The sequence below is a fragment of the Stappia sp. 28M-7 genome (genome assembly GCF_014252955.1).
Taxonomy (GTDB): domain Bacteria; phylum Pseudomonadota; class Alphaproteobacteria; order Rhizobiales; family Stappiaceae; genus Stappia.
In genome coordinates, this window is sequence record NZ_JACMIA010000001.1 from 4,182,187 (window position 1) to 4,204,870 (window position 22,684).

Sequence of the window (22,684 nt, forward strand, 5' to 3'; positions counted from 1 at the left end):
TATATAGTAAAATTATACGCTTTGGCGTATAGCGTTTGCTTTTCCCGGAAGGGACCTTAGTATGCCCCGCACCCTCCTTCAGGAAGCCTACCGTGCATCCCGTCACCGACCCCTTGTTCTACGCCTTCGCCATCCCGGCGGTGATCCTGGTCGGCCTGGCCAAGGGCGGCTTCGGCGGACCGCTGGCGCTGCTCGGCGTGCCGATGATGAGCCTGGTGATCCCGCCGGTGCAGGCGGCCGGCATCATGCTGCCGATCCTCGTGGTCATGGACATGTCCGGCCTCATCGCCTATCGCGGCAAATATGACGGGGAGAGCCTGCGCATCCTGCTGCCGCCGGCGATCCTGGGCATCGGCATCGGCTATCTCGCGGCCGCCCATGTCAGCGACGCGCATGTTCGCCTGCTGGTCGGCAGCGTCGCCATCCTCTTCACGCTCGACTATCTGCGCGGCGGCGCAAAACGGGGCGAGCCGAAGCCGCAGCGTCCATGGGCCGGCCGCTTCTGGGGCGCCATTTCCGGCTTCACCAGCTTCGTCAGCCACACCGGCGGCCCGCCCTACCAGATCTACATGCTGCCGCTGCGGCTCGACCCGATCCGCTTCGCCGGCACCACGGTGCTGTTCTTCACCACGATGAACGCGGTCAAGCTGGTGCCCTATGCCGCGCTCGGCCAGTTCGACGCGACGAACCTTGCCACCTCCGCGATGCTGCTGCCGCTGGCCCCGCTGGCGACGCTTGCCGGCGTCTGGCTGGTCCGCCGGGTGCAGCCGGCGCTGTTCTACCGCATTACCTACCTCGCCGTCGGCGTGATCGGCCTGAAGCTCTTGTGGGACGGTCTGAGCGCCCTGCTCGCCTGAGCGCCCTGCCTTTTATGCGCAGTTGATCGAAAAGGCCTTTGCGGCTTTGATGCCGGAGAAACGGCGGAAGCGAATAGCGCCGGCGACAGGGCACCTGCGGAGGAACGAATGGCCGATAACGGCAACCCTTTCACGCGCGATCTCGACAAGGTCCAGGCGAACTACACACCGCTTTCGCCCTTGAGCTTCCTGGCCAGGGCCGCCGCCGTCTTCCCCGAACACACCGCCATCGTGCACGGGCGCCAGCGCGTCTCCTATGCCGAGTTCTATGCCCGCAGCCGCAGGCTCGCCTCGGCGCTGGCCGCAAGAGGCATCGGCAAGAACGACACGGTCACGGTGATGCTCTCCAACACCCCGCCGATGCTCGAGGCTCATTACGGCGTGCCGATGACCGGCGCCGTGCTGCACTCGCTCAACACCCGGCTCGACGCCGCCGTCCTCGCCTTCCAGCTCGACCACGCGGAAAGCAAGGTCGTCATCACCGACCGGGAATTCGCCCCGGTGATGAAGGAGGCGCTGGCACTGGCAAAGGTCTCCCCGCTCGTCATCGATTATGACGATCTGCAGTTTCCGCAAACGGGCGAGTTGCTGGGCGAGATCGGCTATGAGGAATTCGTCGCGTCCGGCGATCCCGACTTCGCCTGGCAACTGCCGGCGGACGAGTGGGACGCGATCTCGCTGAACTATACCTCCGGCACGACCGGCAATCCGAAGGGCGTCGTCTACCACCATCGCGGCGCCTATCTGCTAGCCCAGGCCAACGTCCTGACCGCCTCCATGGCCCGGCACCCGGTCTATCTGTGGACCCTGCCGATGTTCCATTGCAACGGCTGGTGCTTTCCCTGGTCGCTGTCGCTGGTCGCCGGCACCCATGTGTGCCTGCGCTGGGTCCGTGCCCAGCAGATCTGGGAGGCGCTCGCCGAGGAGGGCGTCACCCATCTGTGCGGAGCTCCGATCGTCATGTCGACCGTGCTCAACGCGCCGGACGAGGAAAAACGCGACCTTGACGGGCGCATCGTCGAGTTCTTCACCGCCGCGGCTCCCCCGCCAGAGGCTGTGCTCGCGGCGATGAAGGAGGCCGGCTTCAACGTCACCCACCTCTACGGCCTGACCGAGGTCTACGGCCCTGCCGTCGTCAACGACTGGAAGCGCGAATGGGATGCGCTGCCCGCCACCGAGCAGGCCGCACTGAAGGCCCGCCAGGGCGTGCGCTACGTGGCGCTGGAGGATCTTGCCGTGCTCGATCCCCAGACGATGCAGCCGGTCCCGGCCGACGGCGAGACCCTGGGCGAGGTGATGTTCCGCGGCAATGTCGTGATGAAGGGCTATCTCAAGAACCCGGAGGCCACGGCCGAGGCCCTGTCCGGCGGCTGGTTCCATTCCGGGGATCTCGGCGTCATGCACGAGGACGGCTACATCCAGCTCAAGGACCGCTCCAAGGACATCATCATCTCCGGCGGCGAGAACATCTCCTCCATCGAGGTGGAGGACGTGCTGTTCAAGCATCGCGACGTCATGGCTGCCGCCGTGGTCGCCCGCCCGGACGACAAGTGGGGCGAGACCCCTTGCGCCTTCGTCGAGCTGCGCCCCGGCGCGTCGGTCGGAGCCGAGGAGATCATCGAGTTCTGCCGCGAGCGGCTTGCCCGCTACAAGGTGCCCCGGCACGTGGTCTTCACCGAGCTGCCGAAGACCTCGACCGGCAAGGTGCAGAAATTCGTGCTGCGCGAAATGGCCCGAAAGGTCTGACGGCGCCCCGCTATTTCCCCCCATGAAACGGCAAAAGCCGCGGCACTGCCGCGGCTTCTGCTGTTTGCGGAAGGGCTTTGAGCCCTGCCCGTGTCAATGCAATATCTTCAGTGCAGGGTGGAACCGGCGCGAATCCGCTCGATCTCGTCCTTGAGCTGAAGTTTCTGGCGCTTGAGGGTGGCGATCTCCAGCGAGTCTGCGCTTGGATGACGCATCGCCTCTTCCAGTTTTCGCTCAAGATCCGAGTGACGCTTCTTCAACTCGACCAGATGCGACTGAAGGGACATGGACAAACCTCCTTGCCTATTCGCGTTTGACAACATGAGTGTGACACAGCCTGTGCGGCCTGTCGAACCCTTCCGGGCCCCCTGGACGGCGGTTGCGGAATCGCCGTTAGCGCCGGGTTTACGTCGTATTTCGCTACGTCATTTTGACGATATCTTTCCGGTAATCTCCGCCTGCGACACCCTGTCCCGGCCGCTCGTCATGCCCCTCCCTTCACCATCGCGTTCAACGGGTCTACCGCCCGGCCCGCCATCGCGGTATCCTCAGGACGAGAAGCGGTTTTGCCTGCGGAGAGGAGTGTTTCCGCGGCAGGAGAGAGGATCGGCTTTTCGGAAAGGCCCCGCGACACGCGGCGGCTCTTCCGCTGATCTTGCGGGCGTTTGCGCCGGAAGTCTGGAGTAGAGGCATGGATGCGGGCATGGACAGCGAGTTCGACGACAAGACGGTGCGCATCGAGCTTGCGCGCCTGCGTCAGGAGCACCGGGACCTCGACATGGCCATCGGCGCCATGGTGGAGACCGGGCGTGCCGACGCGCTGCAGCTGCAGCGGCTGAAGAAGAAGAAGCTCGCGCTGAAGGACCGCATCTCCACCCTCGAGGATCGCCTGCTGCCCGACATCATCGCCTGACGGACGCTCGCTGCAACCAGCCCCCGCAAGCCCCTTGCGCCCTGCCCGGCTCTGCCTATAGTGCGGAGCCTTCCGGCACGACCGGCAACAGCAACCTCAGTCAGGGGCGCGCATGGGCGAGGCAAATCCGCAAGTGGCGATCATCATGGGCAGTCAGTCCGACTGGCCGACCATGAAACACGCCGCCGACACGCTGGAGGCGCTCGGCGTCTCCCACGAGGCGCGCATCGTCTCGGCCCACAGGACACCGCAGCGGCTTTACGATTTCGCGACCGGCGCGCGCGATGCCGGCTTCAAGGTGGTGATCGCCGGTGCCGGCGGTGCAGCGCACCTGCCCGGCATGACCGCGTCCATGACCCCGCTCCCCGTTTTCGGCGTTCCGATCGAGTCCCGCACGCTGAAGGGTGAGGACAGCCTTCTGTCCATCGTCCAGATGCCGGCCGGCATTCCCGTCGGCACGCTCGCCATCGGCCGGGCCGGCGCGGTCAACGCGGCGCTGCTTGCGGCCGCCGTGCTGGCCCTGACCGACAGCGCCCTTGCCGAGCGGCTCGACGCATGGCGCCAGCGCCAGTCCGACGCGGTCGCCGAGCACCCTTCCGACGACGCATGACCAGCAGGAACGACGGCAGATGATCAAGACCGGTGACCGGCCCCTGCGGCCCGGCGACACGATCGGCATTCTCGGCGGCGGCCAGCTCGGCCGCATGATTGCGCTGGCGGCGGCGCCCCTCGGCCTGAAGACCCACATCTTCTGCCCTGATCCCGCGAGCCCCGCCTTCGACGTTGCCCATACCCACACCATCGCCGGCTATGACGACATCTCTGCGCTGGACATGTTCGCCGCGTCCGTCGACGTGGTGACCTACGAGTTCGAGAACGTGCCCGGCCCGACCGCCAGCCATCTGGCCGCCCGCGTGCCGGTGCGCCCGGGGCCGCGTGCCCTTGCGGTCTCGCAGGACCGGTTGGAGGAAAAGACCTTCCTGCAGACGGCCGGCATTCCGGTCGCCGGTTTCTGGCGCGTCGACAGCGACGAGGCGGCGGTTGCCGCCCTCGAGGAAGCCGGCGGCAAGGGCATCCTCAAGACCCGGCGCCTTGGCTATGACGGCAAGGGGCAGATCCTGCTGCGCTCGGGCGCGGAGGCGCGCGACGCCTTCACCCGGCTCGGCCGCCAGGCCGCGATCATGGAAGCCTTCGTTCCCTTCGAGCAGGAGGTTTCGGTCATCGCCGCGCGCGGCGTCGACGGCACCCTGCGCGCCTATGACGTCGCCGAGAACGTCCACCGCGACCACATTCTCAAGACCTCGACCGTCCCGGCCACCCTTGAGCCCGAGCTTGCCGCGCAGGCCCGGCAGATGGCGGAGACGGTGTGCGAGCGGCTCGACTATGTCGGCGTGATCGGCGTCGAGATGTTCGTTCTGCCGGAGGGAGCGGGCGGACCGCGCCTCGTCGTCAACGAGATCGCCCCGCGCGTGCACAATTCCGGCCACTGGACCCAGGACGCCTGCCAGGTCTCGCAGTTCGAGCAGCATGTGCGCGCCGTCGCCGGCTGGCCGCTCGGCAGCGCCGAGCGCCATTCCGACGTCGTCATGGAAAACCTGATCGGCGACGAGGCCGACCGCTGGGACGCGATCCTAGCCGAACCGGGCGCCTCGCTGCATCTCTATGGCAAGACGGAAAGCCGCCAGGGCCGCAAGATGGGCCACGTCAACCGCATCCGTCCGCTGAGGGCCTGAGGGCCCTCAGCCCTCAGGATCCCTCCGCCGTCAGAGCAGGCCGATCCTCTCGCGCAGCGAGAAGCGCCACATGACGAGGACCGAGACAAAGGCGAGTCCCGCCGCCAGTCCGAGCCAGATCCCGATGCCGCCGAGGCCGAGCGGGAAGCCGAGGATATAGGCACCGGTCATTCCCACGCCCCAATAGCCGACGATCGCCATGATCATCGGCACCTTGGTGTCCGACAGGCCGCGCAACAGGCTGCCGCCGATAACCTGCGCCCCGTCGAAGACCTGGAACAGCGCGGCGACCGCCAGGAAGCTGACGCCGATGGCGAAGACATTCGCCGCGTCCGGATTGTCGAAGTCGAGGAACAGGCCGACCAGCGTGCCGGGAATCACCCAGAAGGCGATGGCGCAGGCGCCCATGAAGGCCATGCCGATGCCGAAGCCCGTCCAGCCCGCGCGCCCGACGCCGGGCCGGTCGCCGCGCCCGGCCGCCAGGCCGATGCGGATCATCGCCGCCTGGCCGATGCCGATCGGCACCATGAAGGTGATCGAGGCGAGCTGCGTGGCGATGCCATGGGCCGCAAGGTCGATGGTGCCGATCCAGCCCATCATCACGGAGGTGCCGGAAAACAGCGCCACCTCGACCAGCAGCGTCACCGCGATGGGCCAGCCCAGCCAGACGATCTCGGCGAGCTTGGGCCAGTCGGACCGCCAGATCCGGCCGAACACGGCATAGCGTCGCAGCTGCCGGTCGCGCAGGACATAACCGACCAGCAGCAGCAGCGTCACCGTCGCGGTGATCACGGAGCCGATGGCAGCGCCCACCAGCTCCAGCCGCGGAAAGCCGAAATGGCCGAAGATCAGCACATAATTGACCGCCGCATTCATCACGGCGCCGGCGATCGTCGCCCACAGCACCGCCTGCGCCCGCTCCATCACGGTGATGAAGCTGCGCAGCGCCATGGTCAGCAGCGAAGGCAGCAGCGAGATCATCATGATGCGGGCATAGCCGCCGGCGAGCGCCGCCACTTCCGGCTTCTGGCCGAGCGCGATCAGCAGCTCCTCGGTGTGCCACATCACGGCCCAGGCCGGGATGGAATAGAAGGCGACGAACCAGAAGCCCATGCGCACGGCCCGGCGCAGGTCGCGCGCCTTGCCCTCGCCGCGCGCACGCGCCGCCAGCGGGATCACCGCCTGCAGCACGCCCATGCCGAAAAGCCAGAGCACGATATAGAGATTGAAGGCCAGGACGGCGGCGGCCAGCTCGGTCGCACCCAGCCAGCCGATCATCAGCACGTCGGCGGTGTTGACCGCCATCTGCGCCACCTGCGCCCCGGCGATCGGGGCGCCGAGCGCCAGTGTCGGCAGGATGTCGCCGCGCCAAAGGACGGAAAACCGGCCGGCCGCGCGGGTCGGAGACGTATCGTTCATCCCATGCACTCCGGGAGCGCCCGGAGCTCACACCGGCGCGTCGATACCGGGCGGAGCCTCGGGACAACGCAACCAGGTCCCGCACGGGCGAAGGACTTGGACGCCGGGTGGCACTGCGCCGCAAATGGACGAAACCTGAGCCAACAACCGGGAAACCTTCCTAGTCGCTCACTACAACCGTGTCCAGAAAAACCGGCCGGCACAGCATGACGCGCCGATGCTGAAATCGTGTGACGACAAGGGCCCGGAGTGACCGCTTCAAAGCCGCGAAACAGTGCATTTCGCGGGCGAATGCAGGTGGACAAGCGCAATCGCCTCTGCTAACACAACGCCCTGACTGGCGACGCGAGGGCGGCGCAGCCTTGTCTTTATGCAGGTTGCAGCCCCTTCCCGGATGGCGACCGGTTCCGGTTGCGGTTCGACTTCGCTTCCGCATCACATTGAGATTGCTCCGGCACAGGATGCAGGTCCGCATCCCGTGCAAACACGATGGGAAAAGACGCGTGCAGGTTCTGGTCCGCGACAACAATGTCGATCAGGCGCTCAAGGCGCTTAAGAAGAAAATGCAGCGCGAAGGCATCTTTCGCGAGATGAAGCTTCGCGGCCACTACGAAAAGCCGTCCGAGAAGAAGGCCCGCGAAAAGGCTGAAGCCGTTCGCCGCGCCCGCAAGCTGGCGCGCAAGCGCGCCCAGCGCGAAGGCCTGCTGCCGAGCAAGGCTCCCCGCCGCTAAACGGCCCGGCGCGATTTTCATCGCGCCTCTTCAAGCCGATCCCTTCAGGTCTTTCGCCTCCTGCTCCGGGCCGACGAGCCCGGCATGGAGGCGAAGCCGTTTGAGCTGACAGCGTCCCCTCGCGGGCGGCTGCCGGCAATACGGATCGACCTTGCCTCGGCGGGCGGCAGGCTCGCCGGGTTTCCGCCCGATTCGGCTGACACCCTCGCGCGGGTGGATCGCGGCGGGCGATCATGCCATTGTTCCGGCACGAACCCCGTGACGAGGACAGGACCAATCGAGGTGGCGGCATTGCAGCATAAGGCGAAGTTTCGACCCGCTCCCTGGAAGGGCATCGTCCTTTCCGCAGCGCTGCTCGCGGCGGGCTGTCAGGCTGCCGGATTGTCTTCCGGCGTGCCGATTGACCGCTCGGCCGGCTCTGCCGCCAATATCGATTCGCTCAATGCGGTGATCGAGGCCAACCCGCGCGACGCGGCCGCCTACAACACCCGCGGCATCGCCTACGGCCAGGCCGGACGCTTCAAGGAAGCGATGGCGGATTTCGACACGGCCCTGCAGCTGTCGCCGAACTCCTATCAGGCCTATGCCAACCGCGCGCTGGTCCATCGCCGCATGGGCAACATCAACGCCGCCGTCAACGACTACAGCGCGGCCCTGCGCATCAAGCCGGATTACGACCTTGCCCTGGTCGGGCGCGGCAATGCCTATCGCGAGCTCGGCCGCGTCGATCAGGCGCTGGTCGATTTCGACGCCGCCATCCGGCTCGACTCGAGCAACGCCCGCGCCTTCCACAATCGCGGTCTGATCCACCAGGCGCGCAGCAATCACCAGCGCGCCGTCGAGGATTTCGCCACCGCCATCGGCCTCGATCCCAACGCGGCCGAACCCTATATCGCGCGCGGCATCTCCTATCTCGCTCTCAACGATCCCAAGGCTGCGCTGTCGGACCTGTCCGACGCGGTGAACCGCGACCAGCGCTCGGCCATTGCCTGGGCCAATCGCGGTATCGCGCTGGAAACGCTCGGCCAGACCAGCGACGCGCGCCGGTCCTACAACCGAGCGCTCGGCATCGACGCCTCCAACGAGATCGCCCGCGAGGGCATCGGCCGGCTCGATCGCGGCTCGCCCAACGTCACCCGCAGCTGACGACGCGGCGCGGCTTTGCCGGGGGCGGCACGCCCCCGCGCCATCCCCGCACTTAGCATTACCCACCCCTCCATCTGACGTACTCGGCAGGCCCCGCCCACGCGGGGCTGCGCGCCCTGCGAATGGCCTTTGCGCGCCTTTTCCGTTGACGCATGGCGCCCTGGCGCATCCGCGTTACGCGTGCCTGTTCCCGCAAACGCGAAACGGCCGGCAGCGGGTGATCGCTGCCGGCCGTTTCATGTGTTTCGGTTGGCGCCTTTGCGGCCTCAGTGGAGCGAGACCACCGGAAGCAGCACCACGGCCGGACCCTCGAACCGGTCCGGGCGCGGCATCTCGCCGTCACGCGCGGACACGCCGAAGCGGTTGGCATAGACCCGGCCGCCCGGGGCCATCAGCAGTTCCAGACGACGCTGGTTCGGATGCTGCAGCTGGGCAAAGGTCTGCGTGCGGGTGTTGGTCAGGCCCGAGATGATGTCGGGAATTGCCGTGCGGTCCGGCAGCGCCGCGAAGCGGGCCAGCGGATCGCGGATCACCGGCTCGGGCAGGCGGCCGGACACCGATGCGGCCTGGCGCGCGGCCGGAGCCGCGGAGGCGGCGGGTGCCCGCGTCTGCGATGCGGTGGACGTGCCGAGCGCGGTGGCCGAAGCGGTGGCCGGCGCATAGGCCAGCGTCGCGCCGGCGATATCCACCTGCGGCTTGCGGCTGGGCTGCGCGCCGGTCGCGGCGGCGATGGCCGACACGCCGTCGGCGGGAGCCGGACGCGGACGGGCGGCAAGCGGCGAACCGGTCGTCGCGGCATCGATCGGGCCCTGGCGCAGCTCTGCCGGTTTGGCGGGCGGCGCGATGGCAGCGACGGTGATCGGAGCCTGCGCGGGCGTCTCCTGGGCGGCGGCGACGGTGGTCGCCTCCACGGCCGGGAGGCCGCCTGCCAGCCTGCGGGCCTGGCCGTCCAGCGTGCCGCCATTTCCGGCGCCGGCTGCTGCGGCGACGATCGCCGGGAAGTCCTGCGGCTTGAGGCGCGGCATAACCTGGACGATGGTCACCGATTCGCTGGCCGCGGCGGGCACCGGGGCCGGCGCTGCCGCCGAGCGCACGCCCGGAGGCGCCTCGGACGGAACGGGAGCCGGGTTGGCCGGAGCGGGTGCCGGAGCAGCGCTGGCAACCTGCGTACGGGTCACCGGAGCCGGCGGGGTCGGCTGCGTCGCGACATCCTCGCCCTCGTCCTCGTCGCCGCCGAAGATGCGGGCGAACAGGCTCGGACCACCGGAGCTCGCGCCGCCGGTCGGACGCCGCGTGATGCCGCCATCCTCGATATCGCCGGAGCGGCGGGGCGTTCCGGACGATGCGCTGGCAACGGCCGTCGGACGGCTCGACACGCCGCGCTTGTGGCGCGCCAGCGCCTCGGCATAGCCGGGCATCTTCTTGCCGTCGGTCGGAACGTGGATGGTGTCGCCCCGCGGGAAGACCTTGGCCAGCTGCGAGCGGGTCATGCGCGGCCAGTGGCGCACCGAGCCGGTGTCCATGTGCACGAAGGGCGTGCGCGAGGTCGGGTAGAAGCCGACGCCGCCGATCTCCTTGCGCAGGCCGATGGCGCGCAGTTTGGAAATGTTGACGCCGGGAATGAAGAAGTCCATCGCCTTGCCGCGTGTGTGCTGGCTGTTCTTGGCGACGCCGCGCGAGCGGCCGCGCAGCATGTTGTTCGTCGCGGGCGAGCGATAGGAGGAAACGACGTGGATCGCCTCGTTCGTGCCGGCCTGCTGATACACTTCCCAGATGAGATCGAAGAGCTTCGGATCCATCTTGGTGCTTTCGTTGCGCCGCCAGTCCCGCAGGAACCGGTTCAGCTCGCGAAGCCCCTCGGACACATAGCGGCCGTTGCGCTTGAACGTGATCGACACGCGCTCATGCGTATGGGTGTTGTAGAGCTTCAGCGTGCGCGTCTCCGCAGACGCCGGAGACAGCGACATGGGCGACAGCAGCGCCAGGGCGAAAGCGGCAAGCGCCAGTGCTGGCAACGCGCGATATCGCAGCCGGGAAAACCATGCCTCGAGCAATGTCAGTCTCGCTTGTTTGCCGGCGGTTCCGCCGAACATCGCCCCCCGTCGGACTGATGTAAGGGACCGAGGTTAAGAAGCCTTTACCGTATTCCGAAATGAGCGCAAATCGTGGCAATTGCGCATCATTACCGAAAAAAATGCCGATAAGCGGCCTTTTCTCTCATGTGTGGCCCCGCCGTCAAGGGCGGCAAGCCCCTGCGCGCCCGCTCGACCGGCACGCAAGGGACGATCATCGGACGATTCCGGTGCCGCCGGAACGACTCGCCTGCACGATTTTTTCAGATCTCAGTAGTCGGAGCTTGCCCGCTGGCGGCGCATGAACATGCGCTGGCGCTCGGCGGCAAGGTCGACCACCTTCTGCTTCTTCGCCGGCTCGGTCTGCGCCACCGGGGGGCGCGCCCGCTTCACCGGAGCGGCCACCGCATAGCGCTGCCAGCCCTCCCAGCCGTCGATCTCCAGCGCCTTGGTCAGCGTGGCGTTGTGGCCATAGATGTCCGGACGGCGCTGCAGATTGCCGTTCTCGTCGACGAAGGCGGTGAAATAGGCCAGATGCACCGGCACCGGCCGAGTCAGGTCCGCCCGCTTCTCCTGTCCGCCGATCATCGACTTCAGCCGCGCCGCGGTCCACTGGCCGTCCAGCTGCAGCAGCGCATCGGCGAAGTCGAACGGATCCTGCACGCGCACGCAGCCATGCGAGAAGGCGCGGGCAGAGCGGGAGAACAGGCTCTTGGACGGCGTGTCATGCAGGTAGACCGCATGCCGGTTGGGGAACATGAACTTGATCTGGCCCAGCGCGTTGCCGCCGCCCGGCCGCTGGCGGATGCGCACCTTGTTGAGGTTCACGCCCGCCCAGTCGATCGAGGACGGATCGACCACGCGCCCGCCGGCCAGCACCTCGTAATTGCGCTGCGACAGATAGCTGGCATTCGACATGATCGACGGCAGCAGCTCTTCCGAGGCGATGGAATAGGGCACGTTCCAGTAGGGATTGACGATGACGTGGTCCATCACGTCGGAGAAGACAGGCGTCTGGTTCGACGGCTTGCCGACGACGACGCGGGTCTCGTAGACCTGCGCCCCGTCGCGGAACAGCCGCGCCTTGAACTCCGGGATGTTCACGAAGATATGGAAGGCGCCGAGGTCGCGCGGCATCCAGCGCCAGCGCTCCATGTTGGCGAGGATGTCGCTCTCGGCCATGCCGTCGTCGGAGACAGCGTTCAAGGCCAGCAGCGTGCGCGGGCCGACGACGCCGTCGGCATGCAGCCCGTTCTTGCGCTGGAAGGCGAGCACCGCCTCCTTCACCCGCGCATCGAACAGCTCTTCCGCCAGGACTTCTCTCCCGGCGGCCTCGCTCGCCGCGCTCTCTCCGGCAACGGTCGCATCTGCCACGGCTGCATCTGCCACGGACGCGTCCACAACAGCGTCCTCGGCGGACACCGCATCTGCAACAGCATCCTCGGCGGACACCGCGTCCGCAACAGCATCGGCAGCCGCCTCAGCCTCTGCCGGCGCCTCGGCGGCGGTTTCCACCGCCAGCCCGAGCCGGGCCCGCAGCACCGCAACGCGCGCATCGCGCATGCCTTCCTTCAGCGTCGCACCTTCCGGCACCATCGGCGGCGTCTCGTCCCTGCCGCGCGCACGGATCTCGGCCAGCTTCTCGCGCAGCGCGGCAAAGCCCGGCTGCGGCGGATTGTAGCCCTCGAGCGTCGCCGCCGGATCGGCGGAGGCGGCAAGCGCGGCCAGCACCTCCTGCGGCTCGGGATGCACCGGGTCCAGCGTCACGTTCTTCGACAGGGACACCGGCTGCACGCGGCCGGCCTGCGCATGATCGGCATAGGCAAGGGCCGCGGCCGACAGCAGCGCCTCGAACCGCGCGGCCCGCGCCTCGTCCATGCGTCCGGCGGAGCGGGCCAGCTCGCCCGGCAAGGCGTAGTCGGAGACCTTCAGCCCGTCGCGGTCCGCCTGCCCCAGACGCGCGACCAGCCGCCGCGCCTCGACCGTCGGCACGCCATCGGCGATCCACAGCGGCTCGTGGCCGCGCGCGGCGTAGAACTCTTCCAGCTGCTTGCGCCGCTCCGCGCTCATGAAGGGCAGCGCATTGTCGGTTTCCGAAAAGCCGGCCCCCGTCTCTAGCAGGACGGCGAGCGCGGGTTCGGGCAGCGGCGCGGCAATAACGGCCGGCGTCTCGGCGTCCGTGGCCGCACCGGTGATTGCCCCCGTCGTTGCCAGCGCCGGCAACGCGCTCGTCAGCATCAGGCCGGCAAGGGTGGCTGCGGCGATGCCGGCCGGGCGGAAACGGATGCTGCGGGCCATGAAGCTCTTCCGGTTGTCCCGCACGGGCGAACCGCGCCCGTGCCGAGGTGATTCTCTTTTGTGAAGTCCCAACAAGCCGCCAGGGTTCCGTCAATGCAAGTCACGTTGCGTCACGGGCGGTCCTACTCGGCCGCCTCCGCATCGGGTGTTGCATCGAGGCCATAGTCCTTCAACTTGCGGTAGAGGGTGGAGCGCCCTATCGACAACCTGCGCGCGACTTCGGTCATGCGTCCGCCATAGTGGTCGATGGCGGTGCGGATCATCTCCGCCTCCACGTCTTCCAGCTTGCGGACATGGCCGTGATCGTCGAGCGAGCGCACATAGCCGAAGGGCGTCGCCGGCCCGCCTCCGCCATCGCCGAGGGCGACACCGGCGGTCTGCGGTGCCTGGCTGGCCGCCGTCTCGCCTCCCGGCTCGCCCTCGCCCTGCGATGCCGGGCCTGCCTCGTGAGAAACGGGGGGCCGGGCGATGGCGCTCCGCGATGCGGCCGGCAGGCTGCCGACGCTTGCCTGCACCTGCGGGAAGTCGTCGGCGACCAGATGGTCGCCCTCGCACAGCACGACCGCGCGGAACACCGCGTTCTCCAGCTGGCGGATGTTGCCCGGCCAGTCGTAGGCCTGAAGCATGGCGACCGCATCCGGGGCAGCGGTGGAGATATGCGGGCGCCCCTCCTCGGCGGCGAAACGCGCGAGGAAGTGCCGCACCAGGTCGGGAATGTCCTCCGGCCGGTCCCGCAGCGGCGGCAGCCACAGCGGAAAGACGTTGAGCCGGTAGTAGAGGTCCTCGCGGAACTGGCCGTCCTTCACCAAGTCGATCAGCCGCCGGTTGGTCGCCGAGATCAGCCGGAAATCGACCTTCACGGGCCGCCGCGAGCCGATCGGGTCGATCTCGCCTTCCTGCAGCGCGCGCAGCAGCTTCACCTGGATGTCGAGCGACAGTTCGCCGACCTCGTCGAGAAACAGCGTGCCGCCATGCGCCTCCTGGAACTTGCCGACATGCTTGTCGACCGCCCCGGTGAAGGCGCCCTTCTCGTGGCCGAACAGGATCGATTCCACCAGGTGCTCGGGGATCGCGCCGCAATTCACGGTGATGAAGGGCTTGGCCCGCCGCTCGCTGGAGCCCTGGATCGCGCGGGCGATCAGCTCCTTGCCGACGCCCGATTCGCCCTCGATCAGCACCGGGATATGCGAGGTGGCCGCCCGCCGCCCGACGCGGATCACCCGCTCCATCGCGTCCGACCGCGTGACGATGTCGTCGAAGGAGAAGGTGCCGCTCGCCTGCTTGTGGATGCGGGTGATCTCGCCTTCCAGCGCCGACATGCGCATGAAGGTGCGGATCGCCACCTCCAGCCGCTCCGGCGACACGGGCTTGACCACGAAGTCCTGCGCCCCGGCGCGGATCGCGTTGACCGCCGCATCGATGCCGGCATGCGCCGTCTGCACGATGATCGGCACGGTCTTCTTCATCTCGCGCAAGCGCGCGATCACGCCCATGCCGTCGAGCTCGGGCATCACCAGGTCGAGGATGACGAGGTCGACATCGCCGCCCTCCGCCGAAGCCATCATCGCCACGGCTTCCGCGCCGTTCTCGACACTGCGCGCCCGGTAGCCGAAGCGCTTGACCGCCTCTTCCAGCAGGCGCCGCTGCACGGGATCGTCGTCGGCGATGAGGATGCGTCCGCCTGTGGGGATCATGCGTTCGCCTGCCTTTTCGGAACTGTCTCAATTCGGGTCAGGCTAGCCGCGCACCGGTAAACAAAATGTCCACATTTGCCGGCGGGTGCCCTCTTCGCGCCGCCTTTAGCCGTTGCCCTCAACCGACAATCCACAATATCCAAGGGACAGAACGATACGGCGCGTCCCCTCGCGCCAGGACACGAGAGCGGAGACCTCATGACGCACGCGACAGGCTGGACACAGGCACGGGGCGCACTCGCACAGGGCGCCCGCTCGGCGGCGGAAGGCGGCAGCGCGGCAAGCGAGCTCGGCACCCTGCCGGAGTGGAACCTTGCCGATCTCTATCCCGCCCATGATTCCCCGCAGGTCGCGGCCGATCTCGCCCAGGCTGCCCGCGACGCCAGCGCCTTCGAAGAGCGCTACAAGGGCAGGCTCGACGAGATGGCCCGCCGCTCCGGTGCCGAGCTCGCCGGCGCCATCCGCGAGATGGAAGCCCTCGACGACCTGATGGGCCGCCTCGCCTCCTATGCCGGCCTCTTCTATTCGGGCAACACCACCGATCCGGTGCGGCAGAAGTTCTACGGCGATGTGCAGGAGAAGCTGACGGCGGCCAGCACCGCGCTGATCTTCTTCACGCTGGAGCTGAACCGCATCGACGACGCCGTGCTCGACGAGGCCGCCCGCGATCCCGAGCTCGGGCACTACCGCCCGTGGCTCGACGACATCCGCAAGGCCCGCCCGCACCAGCTGGAAGACCGCATCGAGCAGCTCTTCCACGAGAAGTCGGTGACCGGCGCCAGCGCCTGGAACCGCCTCTTCGACGAGACGATGGCGGGCCTGCGCTTCGATGTCGACGGCACCGAGCTGTCGCTGGAGCCGACCCTCAACCTGCTGCAGGACGCGGACGGCAGCCGGCGCGAGACCGCCGCCAAGGCGCTCAGCAAGACCTTCCGCCAGAACCTGCCGGTCTTCACGCTGATCACCAACACGCTGGCCAAGGACAAGGAGATCTCCGACCGCTGGCGCGGCTTCACAGACATCGCCGACAGCCGGCACCTGGCCAACCGGGTCGAGCGCGAGGTGGTCGACGCCCTGGTCGAGGCCGTGCGCGAGGCCTATCCGGCCCTCTCCCACCGCTACTACGCGATGAAGGCCGGCTGGCTCGGCCGCGACGTGCTGGATTTCTGGGACCGCAACGCGCCGCTGCCCTCCGCCGACAACCGCCGCATCCCCTGGGACGAGGCGCGCGAGACCGTGCTCGGCGCCTATGGCCGCTTCTCTCCGAAGATGGCGGACATCGCCCGCGACTTCTTCGACAAGGGCTGGATCGACGCGCCGGCGCGCACCGGCAAGGCGCCGGGCGCCTTCGCCCATCCGACCGTGCCCAGCGCCCATCCTTACGTGCTGCTCAACTATCAGGGCCGCACCCGCGACGTCATGACCCTGGCCCATGAGCTCGGCCACGGCGTCCACCAGGTGCTGGCCGCCCCGAACGGCGCCCTGATGGCGCCGACGCCCCTGACGCTGGCCGAGACGGCGAGCGTGTTCGGCGAGATGCTGACCTTCAAGGCGCTGCTCGGCCAGGCCGAGACGCCGGAAAAGCGCAAGATCCTGCTGGCCGGCAAGGTCGAGGACATGATCAACACGGTGGTCCGGCAGATCGCCTTCTACACGTTCGAGCGCAAGGTCCATGCGGCCCGCCGAGAGGGCGAGCTGACCTCCGCCGACCTGTGCGACTTGTGGATGTCGGTGCAGACGGAGAGCCTTGGCCCGGCAATCCGCCTGAGTGAGGGATACGAGGCCTACTGGACCTACATCCCGCACTTCATCCACTCGCCCTTCTACGTCTACGCCTATGCCTTCGGCGACTGCCTGGTGAACTCGCTCTACGCGGTCTACGAGGACGCGGAAGCCGGCTTCCAGGACAAGTATTTCGCCATGCTGTCGGCCGGCGGCACCAAGCACCATTCGGAGCTGCTCGCCCCGTTCGGGTTGGACGCCACCGACCCCGCCTTCTGGCGCAAGGGCCTGTCGGTCATCGCCGGCTTCATCGACGAACTGGAACGGCTCGACGCATGAGCGGCATCGACGGCGGGAGGCGGGATTACGCCTCCCCCGCCGGCCCGCCCTTTTCCCACACGCCCTATGACGGCTCGGCCCGGCCCTTCAGCGTCGGCCTGCAGCCGCTCGACCTTGCCGACTGGATCGAGCCCGACGCGCGGCTCGCCGAACAGCTGAACGAGAAGGAGCGGCTCCTCGCCGGCGGCGGCGAAGCCCCCGTCCTGCTCGCCGAGGACGGCACGCAAGACGCCCAGCAGGAAGTGCTCGACCTCCTGGCTGCGCACCTGCCGCACCGTTTCCCCGATCTCTATCGCCGCGAGGGCGAGGCGATCCGCATCCTGCCCGCGGGGCGCACGGTCGCGCTTTCGGGCAGCGACGACATCCCGATCGGCCGCGCCGCCCGGCTGGTGCAGGAAGACCTGATCCTCATGCGCGCCTCGCCGCAGGGCTACCGCCTTGCCGCCGGCGCGCTCTGCTTTCCCTCGTCCTGGTTGCTCGCTGATAAGTTCGCCCGGCCGATGACCGCGATCCACGAGACGGTGCCCGGCTTCAACGACGGGCGCATGGGGCCGATGGTCGCACGCATCTTCGACAACCTGCCCGTCGACCGCCCCAGCTGGCGGCTCAACTGGTCGCTCTATACCGGCCCGGCGCTGCACCGCCCCTTCCCCAAGCGGATCGCCGCGGACGGCACCGATCCGCACCGGCTGGCGCGGGACGAGGCCGGCGGCCTGCATGTGCGGGTCGAGCGCCAGACCCTACGCCGCCTGCCGCAAAGCGGCGACATCCTCTTCACCATCCGCATCCATCACGATCCGGTCGCCGCCTTCGCGCGCCATCCCCTCGGGGGCCAGCTGGCGCTCGGCCTGCGCCGGCAATTGCTGGAGCTCGACACGGCGCAGACCGCCTACAAGGGGCTGACCGCCGACCGCGACGCCATCGCAGAAGGCCTTGCCCGGCTCGCCGCTTCGCTCGCACCCGAATAAGGCCGCCACTGCCCCGGCCGGATCGATCCACTATATCTGTCGGGACGTAGCAGCAGTTCCGGACCTACCGTCCCGCAACCGGCCGAGGCAAGAATGAGCACCCAACCACCCCGCGACCGCGAGCAGAACCGCCTGAGCGCCCGTGTCGGCCGCTATGCCCGCGTCGGCGCCAACATGAGCGGCCTTGCCGCGAAGATCGCCGGTGCGCGCGTCTTCGGCTACACCATCGACAACGAGAAGCAGGCGGCGGAGCTGGCCGCCGCCCTCGGCGGGCTGAAAGGCCCGTTGATGAAGGTCGCGCAGCTGATCTCCACCATTCCCGACGCGGTGCCGCCCGAATATGCGGCCGAGCTTGCGCAGCTGCAGTCCGATGCCCCGCCGATGGGCTGGGCCTTCGTCAAGCGGCGCATGTCGGCCGAGCTCGGACGCGACTGGCAGTCGCGTTTCGCCAGCTTCGACCGCGAGCCGTCGGCCGCCGCCTCGCTCGGCCAAGTGCACCGGGCGCGGGCGCAGGACGGCGCGGACCTTGCCTGCAAGCTGCAATATCCGGACATGGCCTCCACGGTGGAGGCGGACCTGCGCCAGCTGTCGCTGCTGTTTTCCCTCCACCGCCGCATGGGTCCGGCCATCGACACCAGCGAGATCGCCCGCGAGATCGGCGACCGGGTGCGCGAGGAGCTGGATTACCGGCGCGAGGCCCGCCACATGGCCGCCTATGCCCAGATCTTCGAGGCCGAGCCGCGCATCCGCGTGCCGCAGGTGCGGCAGGAGCTGTCGACGGGTCGCCTGCTCACCATGTCCTGGCTCGACGGCCGGCCGCTGCTGAGCTTCAAGGATCATCCGCTGGAGGACCGCAACCGCCTCGCCGAGGTCATGTTCCGCGCCTGGTGGCATCCGTTCAGCCATCACGGGCTGATCCATGGCGACCCGCATCTGGGCAACTACACGGTCTTTACCGAGGGCGAAGCGCCCGCCGGCATCAACCTGCTCGACTACGGCTGCATCCGCATCTTCCCGCCCGGCTTCGTGCGCGGTGTCGTCGATCTCTATCGCGGATTGCTGCATGGCGACGACGATCTCGTCGTCTCCGCCTACGAGCGCTGGGGCTTCCGCGGCCTGACACGCGAGCTGATCGACATTCTCAATATCTGGGCCCGCTTCATCTACGGCCCGCTGCTCACCGATCGGGTCCGCTCCATCGCCGACGGCATCAAGCCGGCCGAGTATGGGCGCAAGGAGGCCTTCCGCGTCCATCAGGCGCTGAAGGAAAAGGGCCCGGTGACGGTGCCGCGCGAGTTCGTCTTCATGGACCGGGCTGCCATCGGCCTCGGCGGCGTGTTCCTGCATCTGAAGGCCGAGCTCAACTTCTTCCGCCTGTTCAACGAACAGATCGAGGACTTCGAGCAGGACACCGTCGCCGCTCGCCAGTCGGCGCTGCTGGAGGGGGTGGGCCTCACGCCGTCGGTCGCCGGCTGATCCGGCACGTCCGGAACCTGCTCTGATATGGCCGCGACCGGCCTTCAGGTCGCTGCGCGACTGCCTGTCTCGCAGCGCAAACTGCGCGTTGCCCAAGGGAAGCTGTCTGCTATAAGTACGCCAAACATCCACCCTGGCTACGAGAGGGATCCATGGCAGACCACAACGCTCCGTCGATGGACTACGCAGAGCACGAGCGCACCTACAACGGCTTCATCAACTTCTCCAAGGTCGGCACCATCGCCTCCCTGAACGTGATGCTGTGCCTCATCCTCTTCACGTTCGGCGGCGGCGCCGGCACGTTCTTCGGCTGGATCGCGCTGATCGCGACGCTCGTCGCTGCGGCTGTCGGTCTTGCCACCGGCGCCAAGGGCTGGATCCCGTCGGCCATCGTGTTTCTGGTCACCGGCCTGATCGCGATCGTGACCGCCGCCTGAGCGGCTTTTCGTCGATCGCAGATTTTTCGCATACTGGCCGATTTTCGTACACTGGGAGGAGACAACCGATGAAACTCGCTGTGCCCCGCGAGAGCGAGGCAGGAGAAACGCGTGTCGCCGCGACGCCCGATACCGTGAAGCGGTTCGTCTCGCTCGGCTTCGAAGTCAGTGTCGAAACAGGCGCAGGCACGTTGTCGCGTGTGGTCGATGCCGACTATCAGGCCGCCGGTGCCACCATCGCCAAGGACGCCAAGGCGACGCTCGAGGGCGCCGACCTGGTTCTCAAGGTTCGCCGCCCCAGCGCGGCCGAACTCGGCCTGATGAAAAAGGGCGCCATCGTCATCGCGACGATGGACCCTTACGGCCATGAGGACGCTGTCAAGGCGATGGCCGAGGCCGGCATCTCCGCCTTCGCCATGGAGTTCATGCCGCGCATCACCCGCGCACAGGTCATGGACGTCCTGTCTTCCCAGGCCAACCTGGCCGGCTACCAGGCTGTCATCGACGGCGCCGCGGAATACGACCGCGCCATGCCGATGATGATGACTGCGGCCGGCACGGTTCCGGCCGCGCGCGTGTTCGTCATGGGTGCCGGCGTCGCCGGTCTCCAGGCGATCGCCACCGCCCGCCGCCTCGGCGCAGTGGTCAGCGCCACCGACGTGCGTCCGGCCGCCAAGGAGCAGGTCGAGTCGCTCGGCGCCAAGTTCATCGCCGTGGAGGACGACGAGTTCCGCCAGGCGGAGACGGCCGGCGGCTACGCCAAGGAAATGTCGGACGAATACAAGAAGAAGCAGGCCGAGCTGGTCGCTTCGCACATCGCCAAGCAGGACATCGTCGTCACCACCGCCCTGATCCCCGGCCGGCCCGCGCCGCGCCTGATCACCAAGGAGATGGTCGCCTCGATGAAGCCCGGCTCGGTGATCGTCGACCTCGCCGTCGAGCGCGGCGGCAATGTCGAGGGCGCTGTGCCCGGTAAGGTCGCCCAGGTGGGCGAGGTGAAGATCGTCGGCCACCTCAACGTGCCCGGCCGTCTCGCCGCTTCCGCCTCGGCGCTCTACGCCAAGAACCTGGTCGCCTTCGCCGAGACTCTCGTCGACAAGGAGGCCAAGGCCATTGCCGTGAACTGGGAGGACGAGCTGGTCAAGGCGACCGTCCTCACCCGCGACGGCAAGGTGGTTCACCCGGCCTTCGCGCCGGCAGCCGGATAAAGGGGGGACGCATGTCGGAACTCAACGCCAACGAAACGCTGGAGCGCGCCCGCGCCGCTGCGGAAGCCGCACGCGAGGCGGCTGAAACCGCCCAGGCGGCAGCCGATGCGGCCCGCGGCTATGCGGACCAGATCGCCGGCGGGGCGAGCGACTCGATCGCTCATGCCGCCTCCGCCCTCACGGGCGGCGCGATCGATCCCTTCGTCTTCCAGTTCACCATCTTCGTGCTGGCGATCTTCGTCGGCTACTACGTGGTCTGGTCGGTGACGCCGGCCCTGCACACGCCGCTGATGTCGGTCACGAACGCTATTTCGAGCGTGATCGTGGTCGGCGCGCTGCTGGCCGTGGGCGTCGACCTTGCCGCCGATGGCGCAGCTTACGCGCGGGGCTTCGGCTTCCTTGCGCTGATCATGGCCAGCGTCAACATCTTCGGCGGCTTCCTGGTCACGCAGCGCATGCTCGCCATGTACAAGAAGAAGCAGAGATAGGGGGCCGGACACGATGCTTTCCGCCAATGTCACGGCCGTCCTCTATGTGATTTCGGCTGTTCTCTTCATCCTGGCGCTGCGCGGGCTGTCCAGCCCCGAGACATCGCGCCAGGGCAACATGTTCGGCATGGTCGGCATGGCGATTGCCATCGTCACGACCCTGCTGACCGCCGCACCCGGCTTCAGCGGCCTGGCGCTCATCGTTGGCGGCCTCGCCATCGGCGGCGGCGTCGGTGCGGTGATCGCCAAGCGCGTGCCGATGACCGCCATGCCGCAGCTGGTCGCCGCCTTCCACTCGCTGGTCGGCATGGCCGCGGTGCTGGTGGCCGCCGGTGCGCTCTATGCGCCCCAGGCCTTCGGCATCGGCACGGTCGGCACCATCCACGGGGCCAGCCTCGTGGAGATGTCGCTCGGCGTCGCCATCGGCGCGATCACCTTCACCGGTTCGGTCATCGCCTTCGCCAAGCTCGACGGGCGCATGTCCGGCGCGCCGATCATGCTGCCCGCACGCCACCTCATCAATGGCGGCCTGGCGGCGCTGATCGTCCTCATGGTCATCATCTTCGTCGCGACCGAGAGCCACACCGTCTTCTGGATGATCGTCGTCCTGTCGCTGATCTTCGGCGGCCTGATCATCATCCCGATCGGCGGCGCGGACATGCCGGTCGTGGTGTCCATGCTCAACTCCTATTCGGGCTGGGCGGCTGCCGGCATCGGCTTCACGCTGGGCAACATGGCGCTGATCGTCGTCGGCGCGCTGGTCGGCTCGTCCGGCGCCATCCTGTCCTACATCATGTGCAAGGGCATGAACCGCTCCTTCATCTCCGTCATTCTCGGCGGCTTCGGCGGCGAGACCGCTGCGGCCGGCGGTGGCGGGGCGGACGACCGTCCGGTCAAGCAGGGCTCTGCCGAGGACGCGGCCTTCATCATGAAGAACGCCGCCAAGGTCATCATCGTGCCGGGCTACGGCATGGCGGTTGCCCAGGCGCAACACGCCCTGCGCGAGCTCGCCGACACGCTCAAGGAGGAGGGCGTCGAGGTCAAGTACGCCATCCACCCGGTGGCGGGCCGCATGCCCGGCCACATGAACGTGCTGTTGGCAGAGGCCAACGTGCCGTATGACGAGGTCTTCGAGCTGGAGGATATCAACTCCGAGTTCGCCCAGGCCGACGTCGTCTACGTCATCGGCGCCAACGACGTCACCAACCCGGCAGCGCGCGACGATCCGTCCTCGCCGATCTACGGCATGCCGATCCTCGACGTCGACAAGGCCGGCACGGTGCTCTTCGTCAAGCGCGGCATGGGCTCCGGCTATGCCGGCATCCAGAACGAGCTGTTCTTCCTGGACAAGACGATGATGCTGTTCGGCGACGCCAAGAAGATGACCGAGGGCATCGTCAAGGCGCTCTGAGCCCCGCGCTCGTCCTTACAACGCAC

19 protein-coding genes are annotated in these 22,684 nt (G+C 67.9%); 14 read left to right on the forward strand and 5 right to left on the reverse strand.

Translation table 11 applies throughout. The features are described 5' to 3' along the window. Positions 1-92: 92 nt before the first annotated feature. Together H7H34_RS18780 and H7H34_RS18785 are read left to right on the forward strand one after the other, a co-directional pair. Positions 93-857, forward strand: coding sequence for a sulfite exporter TauE/SafE family protein (locus H7H34_RS18780; RefSeq protein ID WP_120269612.1), 765 nt, complete (start codon positions 93-95; stop codon positions 855-857). 108 nt (positions 858-965) lie between these two features. Then, positions 966-2,603, forward strand: a complete 1,638-nt coding sequence (locus H7H34_RS18785) for an acyl-CoA synthetase (RefSeq protein ID WP_120269613.1) — start codon at positions 966-968, stop codon at positions 2,601-2,603. A gap of 107 nt (positions 2,604-2,710) precedes the next feature. Here H7H34_RS18785 and H7H34_RS18790 read toward each other — a convergent pair whose 3' ends face one another. After that, positions 2,711-2,890 (reverse strand): YdcH family protein, encoded by a 180-nt coding sequence (locus H7H34_RS18790; RefSeq protein WP_120269614.1) that lies wholly within the window; start codon positions 2,888-2,890, stop codon positions 2,711-2,713. Between the two features lie 404 nt (positions 2,891-3,294). Between H7H34_RS18790 and H7H34_RS18795 the strand changes: the two genes are divergently transcribed. From H7H34_RS18795 to H7H34_RS18805, 3 genes are all read left to right on the forward strand, one after another. Next, complete coding sequence (locus H7H34_RS18795) at positions 3,295-3,516, forward strand: YdcH family protein (RefSeq protein ID WP_199681294.1); 222 nt, start codon at positions 3,295-3,297, stop codon at positions 3,514-3,516. 112 nt (positions 3,517-3,628) lie between these two features. Continuing rightward, a complete protein-coding gene (gene purE / locus H7H34_RS18800) occupies positions 3,629-4,126 on the forward strand; it encodes a 5-(carboxyamino)imidazole ribonucleotide mutase (RefSeq protein ID WP_120269615.1) in 498 nt (165 codons plus the stop codon). Positions 4,127-4,145: 19 nt separating this feature from the next. Further along, positions 4,146-5,249 carry a 5-(carboxyamino)imidazole ribonucleotide synthase gene (locus H7H34_RS18805; RefSeq protein ID WP_185926094.1) on the forward strand — a complete coding sequence of 368 codons (1,104 nt, stop codon included), beginning with the start codon at positions 4,146-4,148 and terminating at the stop codon, positions 5,247-5,249. A gap of 30 nt (positions 5,250-5,279) precedes the next feature. Here H7H34_RS18805 and H7H34_RS18810 read toward each other — a convergent pair whose 3' ends face one another. Further along, positions 5,280-6,668, reverse strand: coding sequence for an MATE family efflux transporter (locus H7H34_RS18810; RefSeq protein ID WP_120269617.1), 1,389 nt, complete (start codon positions 6,666-6,668; stop codon positions 5,280-5,282). Positions 6,669-7,171: 503 nt separating this feature from the next. On the opposite strand from H7H34_RS18810, the gene rpsU reads away from it, so the two are divergent. Both rpsU and H7H34_RS18820 read left to right on the forward strand, forming a co-directional pair. Then, the gene (gene rpsU, locus H7H34_RS18815) at positions 7,172-7,399 is read left to right on the forward strand and encodes a 30S ribosomal protein S21 (RefSeq protein ID WP_029059436.1); all 228 of its coding nucleotides are present in this window, start codon (positions 7,172-7,174) and stop codon (positions 7,397-7,399) included. Positions 7,400-7,681: 282 nt separating this feature from the next. Then, complete coding sequence (locus H7H34_RS18820; protein ID WP_371811428.1) at positions 7,682-8,545, forward strand: tetratricopeptide repeat protein; 864 nt, start codon at positions 7,682-7,684, stop codon at positions 8,543-8,545. 266 nt (positions 8,546-8,811) lie between these two features. Here H7H34_RS18820 and mepK read toward each other — a convergent pair whose 3' ends face one another. The 3 genes from mepK to H7H34_RS18835 form a co-directional block, all read right to left on the reverse strand. Continuing rightward, positions 8,812-10,560 carry a peptidoglycan L,D-endopeptidase MepK gene (gene mepK / locus H7H34_RS18825; protein WP_245165124.1) on the reverse strand — a complete coding sequence of 583 codons (1,749 nt, stop codon included), beginning with the start codon at positions 10,558-10,560 and terminating at the stop codon, positions 8,812-8,814. A 327-nt stretch (positions 10,561-10,887) separates the two neighbouring features. Further along, positions 10,888-12,915 carry a L,D-transpeptidase family protein gene (locus tag H7H34_RS18830; protein ID WP_209006254.1) on the reverse strand — a complete coding sequence of 676 codons (2,028 nt, stop codon included), beginning with the start codon at positions 12,913-12,915 and terminating at the stop codon, positions 10,888-10,890. Between the two features lie 122 nt (positions 12,916-13,037). After that, positions 13,038-14,609, reverse strand: coding sequence for a sigma-54-dependent transcriptional regulator (locus tag H7H34_RS18835; protein ID WP_185926096.1), 1,572 nt, complete (start codon positions 14,607-14,609; stop codon positions 13,038-13,040). Between the two features lie 198 nt (positions 14,610-14,807). Here H7H34_RS18835 and H7H34_RS18840 point away from each other — a divergent pair, with 198 nt between their 5' ends. From H7H34_RS18840 to H7H34_RS18870, 7 genes are all read left to right on the forward strand, one after another. After that, positions 14,808-16,670: a M3 family oligoendopeptidase gene (locus H7H34_RS18840; RefSeq protein ID WP_185926097.1), complete on the forward strand. Its 1,863-nt coding sequence runs from the start codon at positions 14,808-14,810 to the stop codon at positions 16,668-16,670. After that, complete coding sequence (locus H7H34_RS18845; RefSeq protein ID WP_185926098.1) at positions 16,667-17,638, forward strand: heme-dependent oxidative N-demethylase family protein; 972 nt, start codon at positions 16,667-16,669, stop codon at positions 17,636-17,638. Before H7H34_RS18840 ends, H7H34_RS18845 begins: the two co-directional genes overlap by 4 nt. Before the next feature lie 93 nt (positions 17,639-17,731). Next, positions 17,732-19,114 (forward strand): ABC1 kinase family protein, encoded by a 1,383-nt coding sequence (locus tag H7H34_RS18850; RefSeq protein ID WP_185926099.1) that lies wholly within the window; start codon positions 17,732-17,734, stop codon positions 19,112-19,114. Between the two features lie 152 nt (positions 19,115-19,266). Next, positions 19,267-19,551: an aa3-type cytochrome c oxidase subunit IV gene (locus tag H7H34_RS18855; RefSeq protein WP_120269623.1), complete on the forward strand. Its 285-nt coding sequence runs from the start codon at positions 19,267-19,269 to the stop codon at positions 19,549-19,551. Positions 19,552-19,619: 68 nt separating this feature from the next. Then, positions 19,620-20,759 carry a Re/Si-specific NAD(P)(+) transhydrogenase subunit alpha gene (locus H7H34_RS18860; protein ID WP_120269624.1) on the forward strand — a complete coding sequence of 380 codons (1,140 nt, stop codon included), beginning with the start codon at positions 19,620-19,622 and terminating at the stop codon, positions 20,757-20,759. Between the two features lie 11 nt (positions 20,760-20,770). After that, positions 20,771-21,247, forward strand: coding sequence for a proton-translocating transhydrogenase family protein (locus H7H34_RS18865; RefSeq protein WP_120269625.1), 477 nt, complete (start codon positions 20,771-20,773; stop codon positions 21,245-21,247). Positions 21,248-21,260: 13 nt separating this feature from the next. Beyond that, on the forward strand, positions 21,261-22,658 hold the full coding sequence (locus tag H7H34_RS18870) for an NAD(P)(+) transhydrogenase (Re/Si-specific) subunit beta (RefSeq protein WP_185926100.1): 1,398 nt from the start codon (positions 21,261-21,263) through the stop codon (positions 22,656-22,658). Positions 22,659-22,684: the final 26 nt, after the last annotated feature.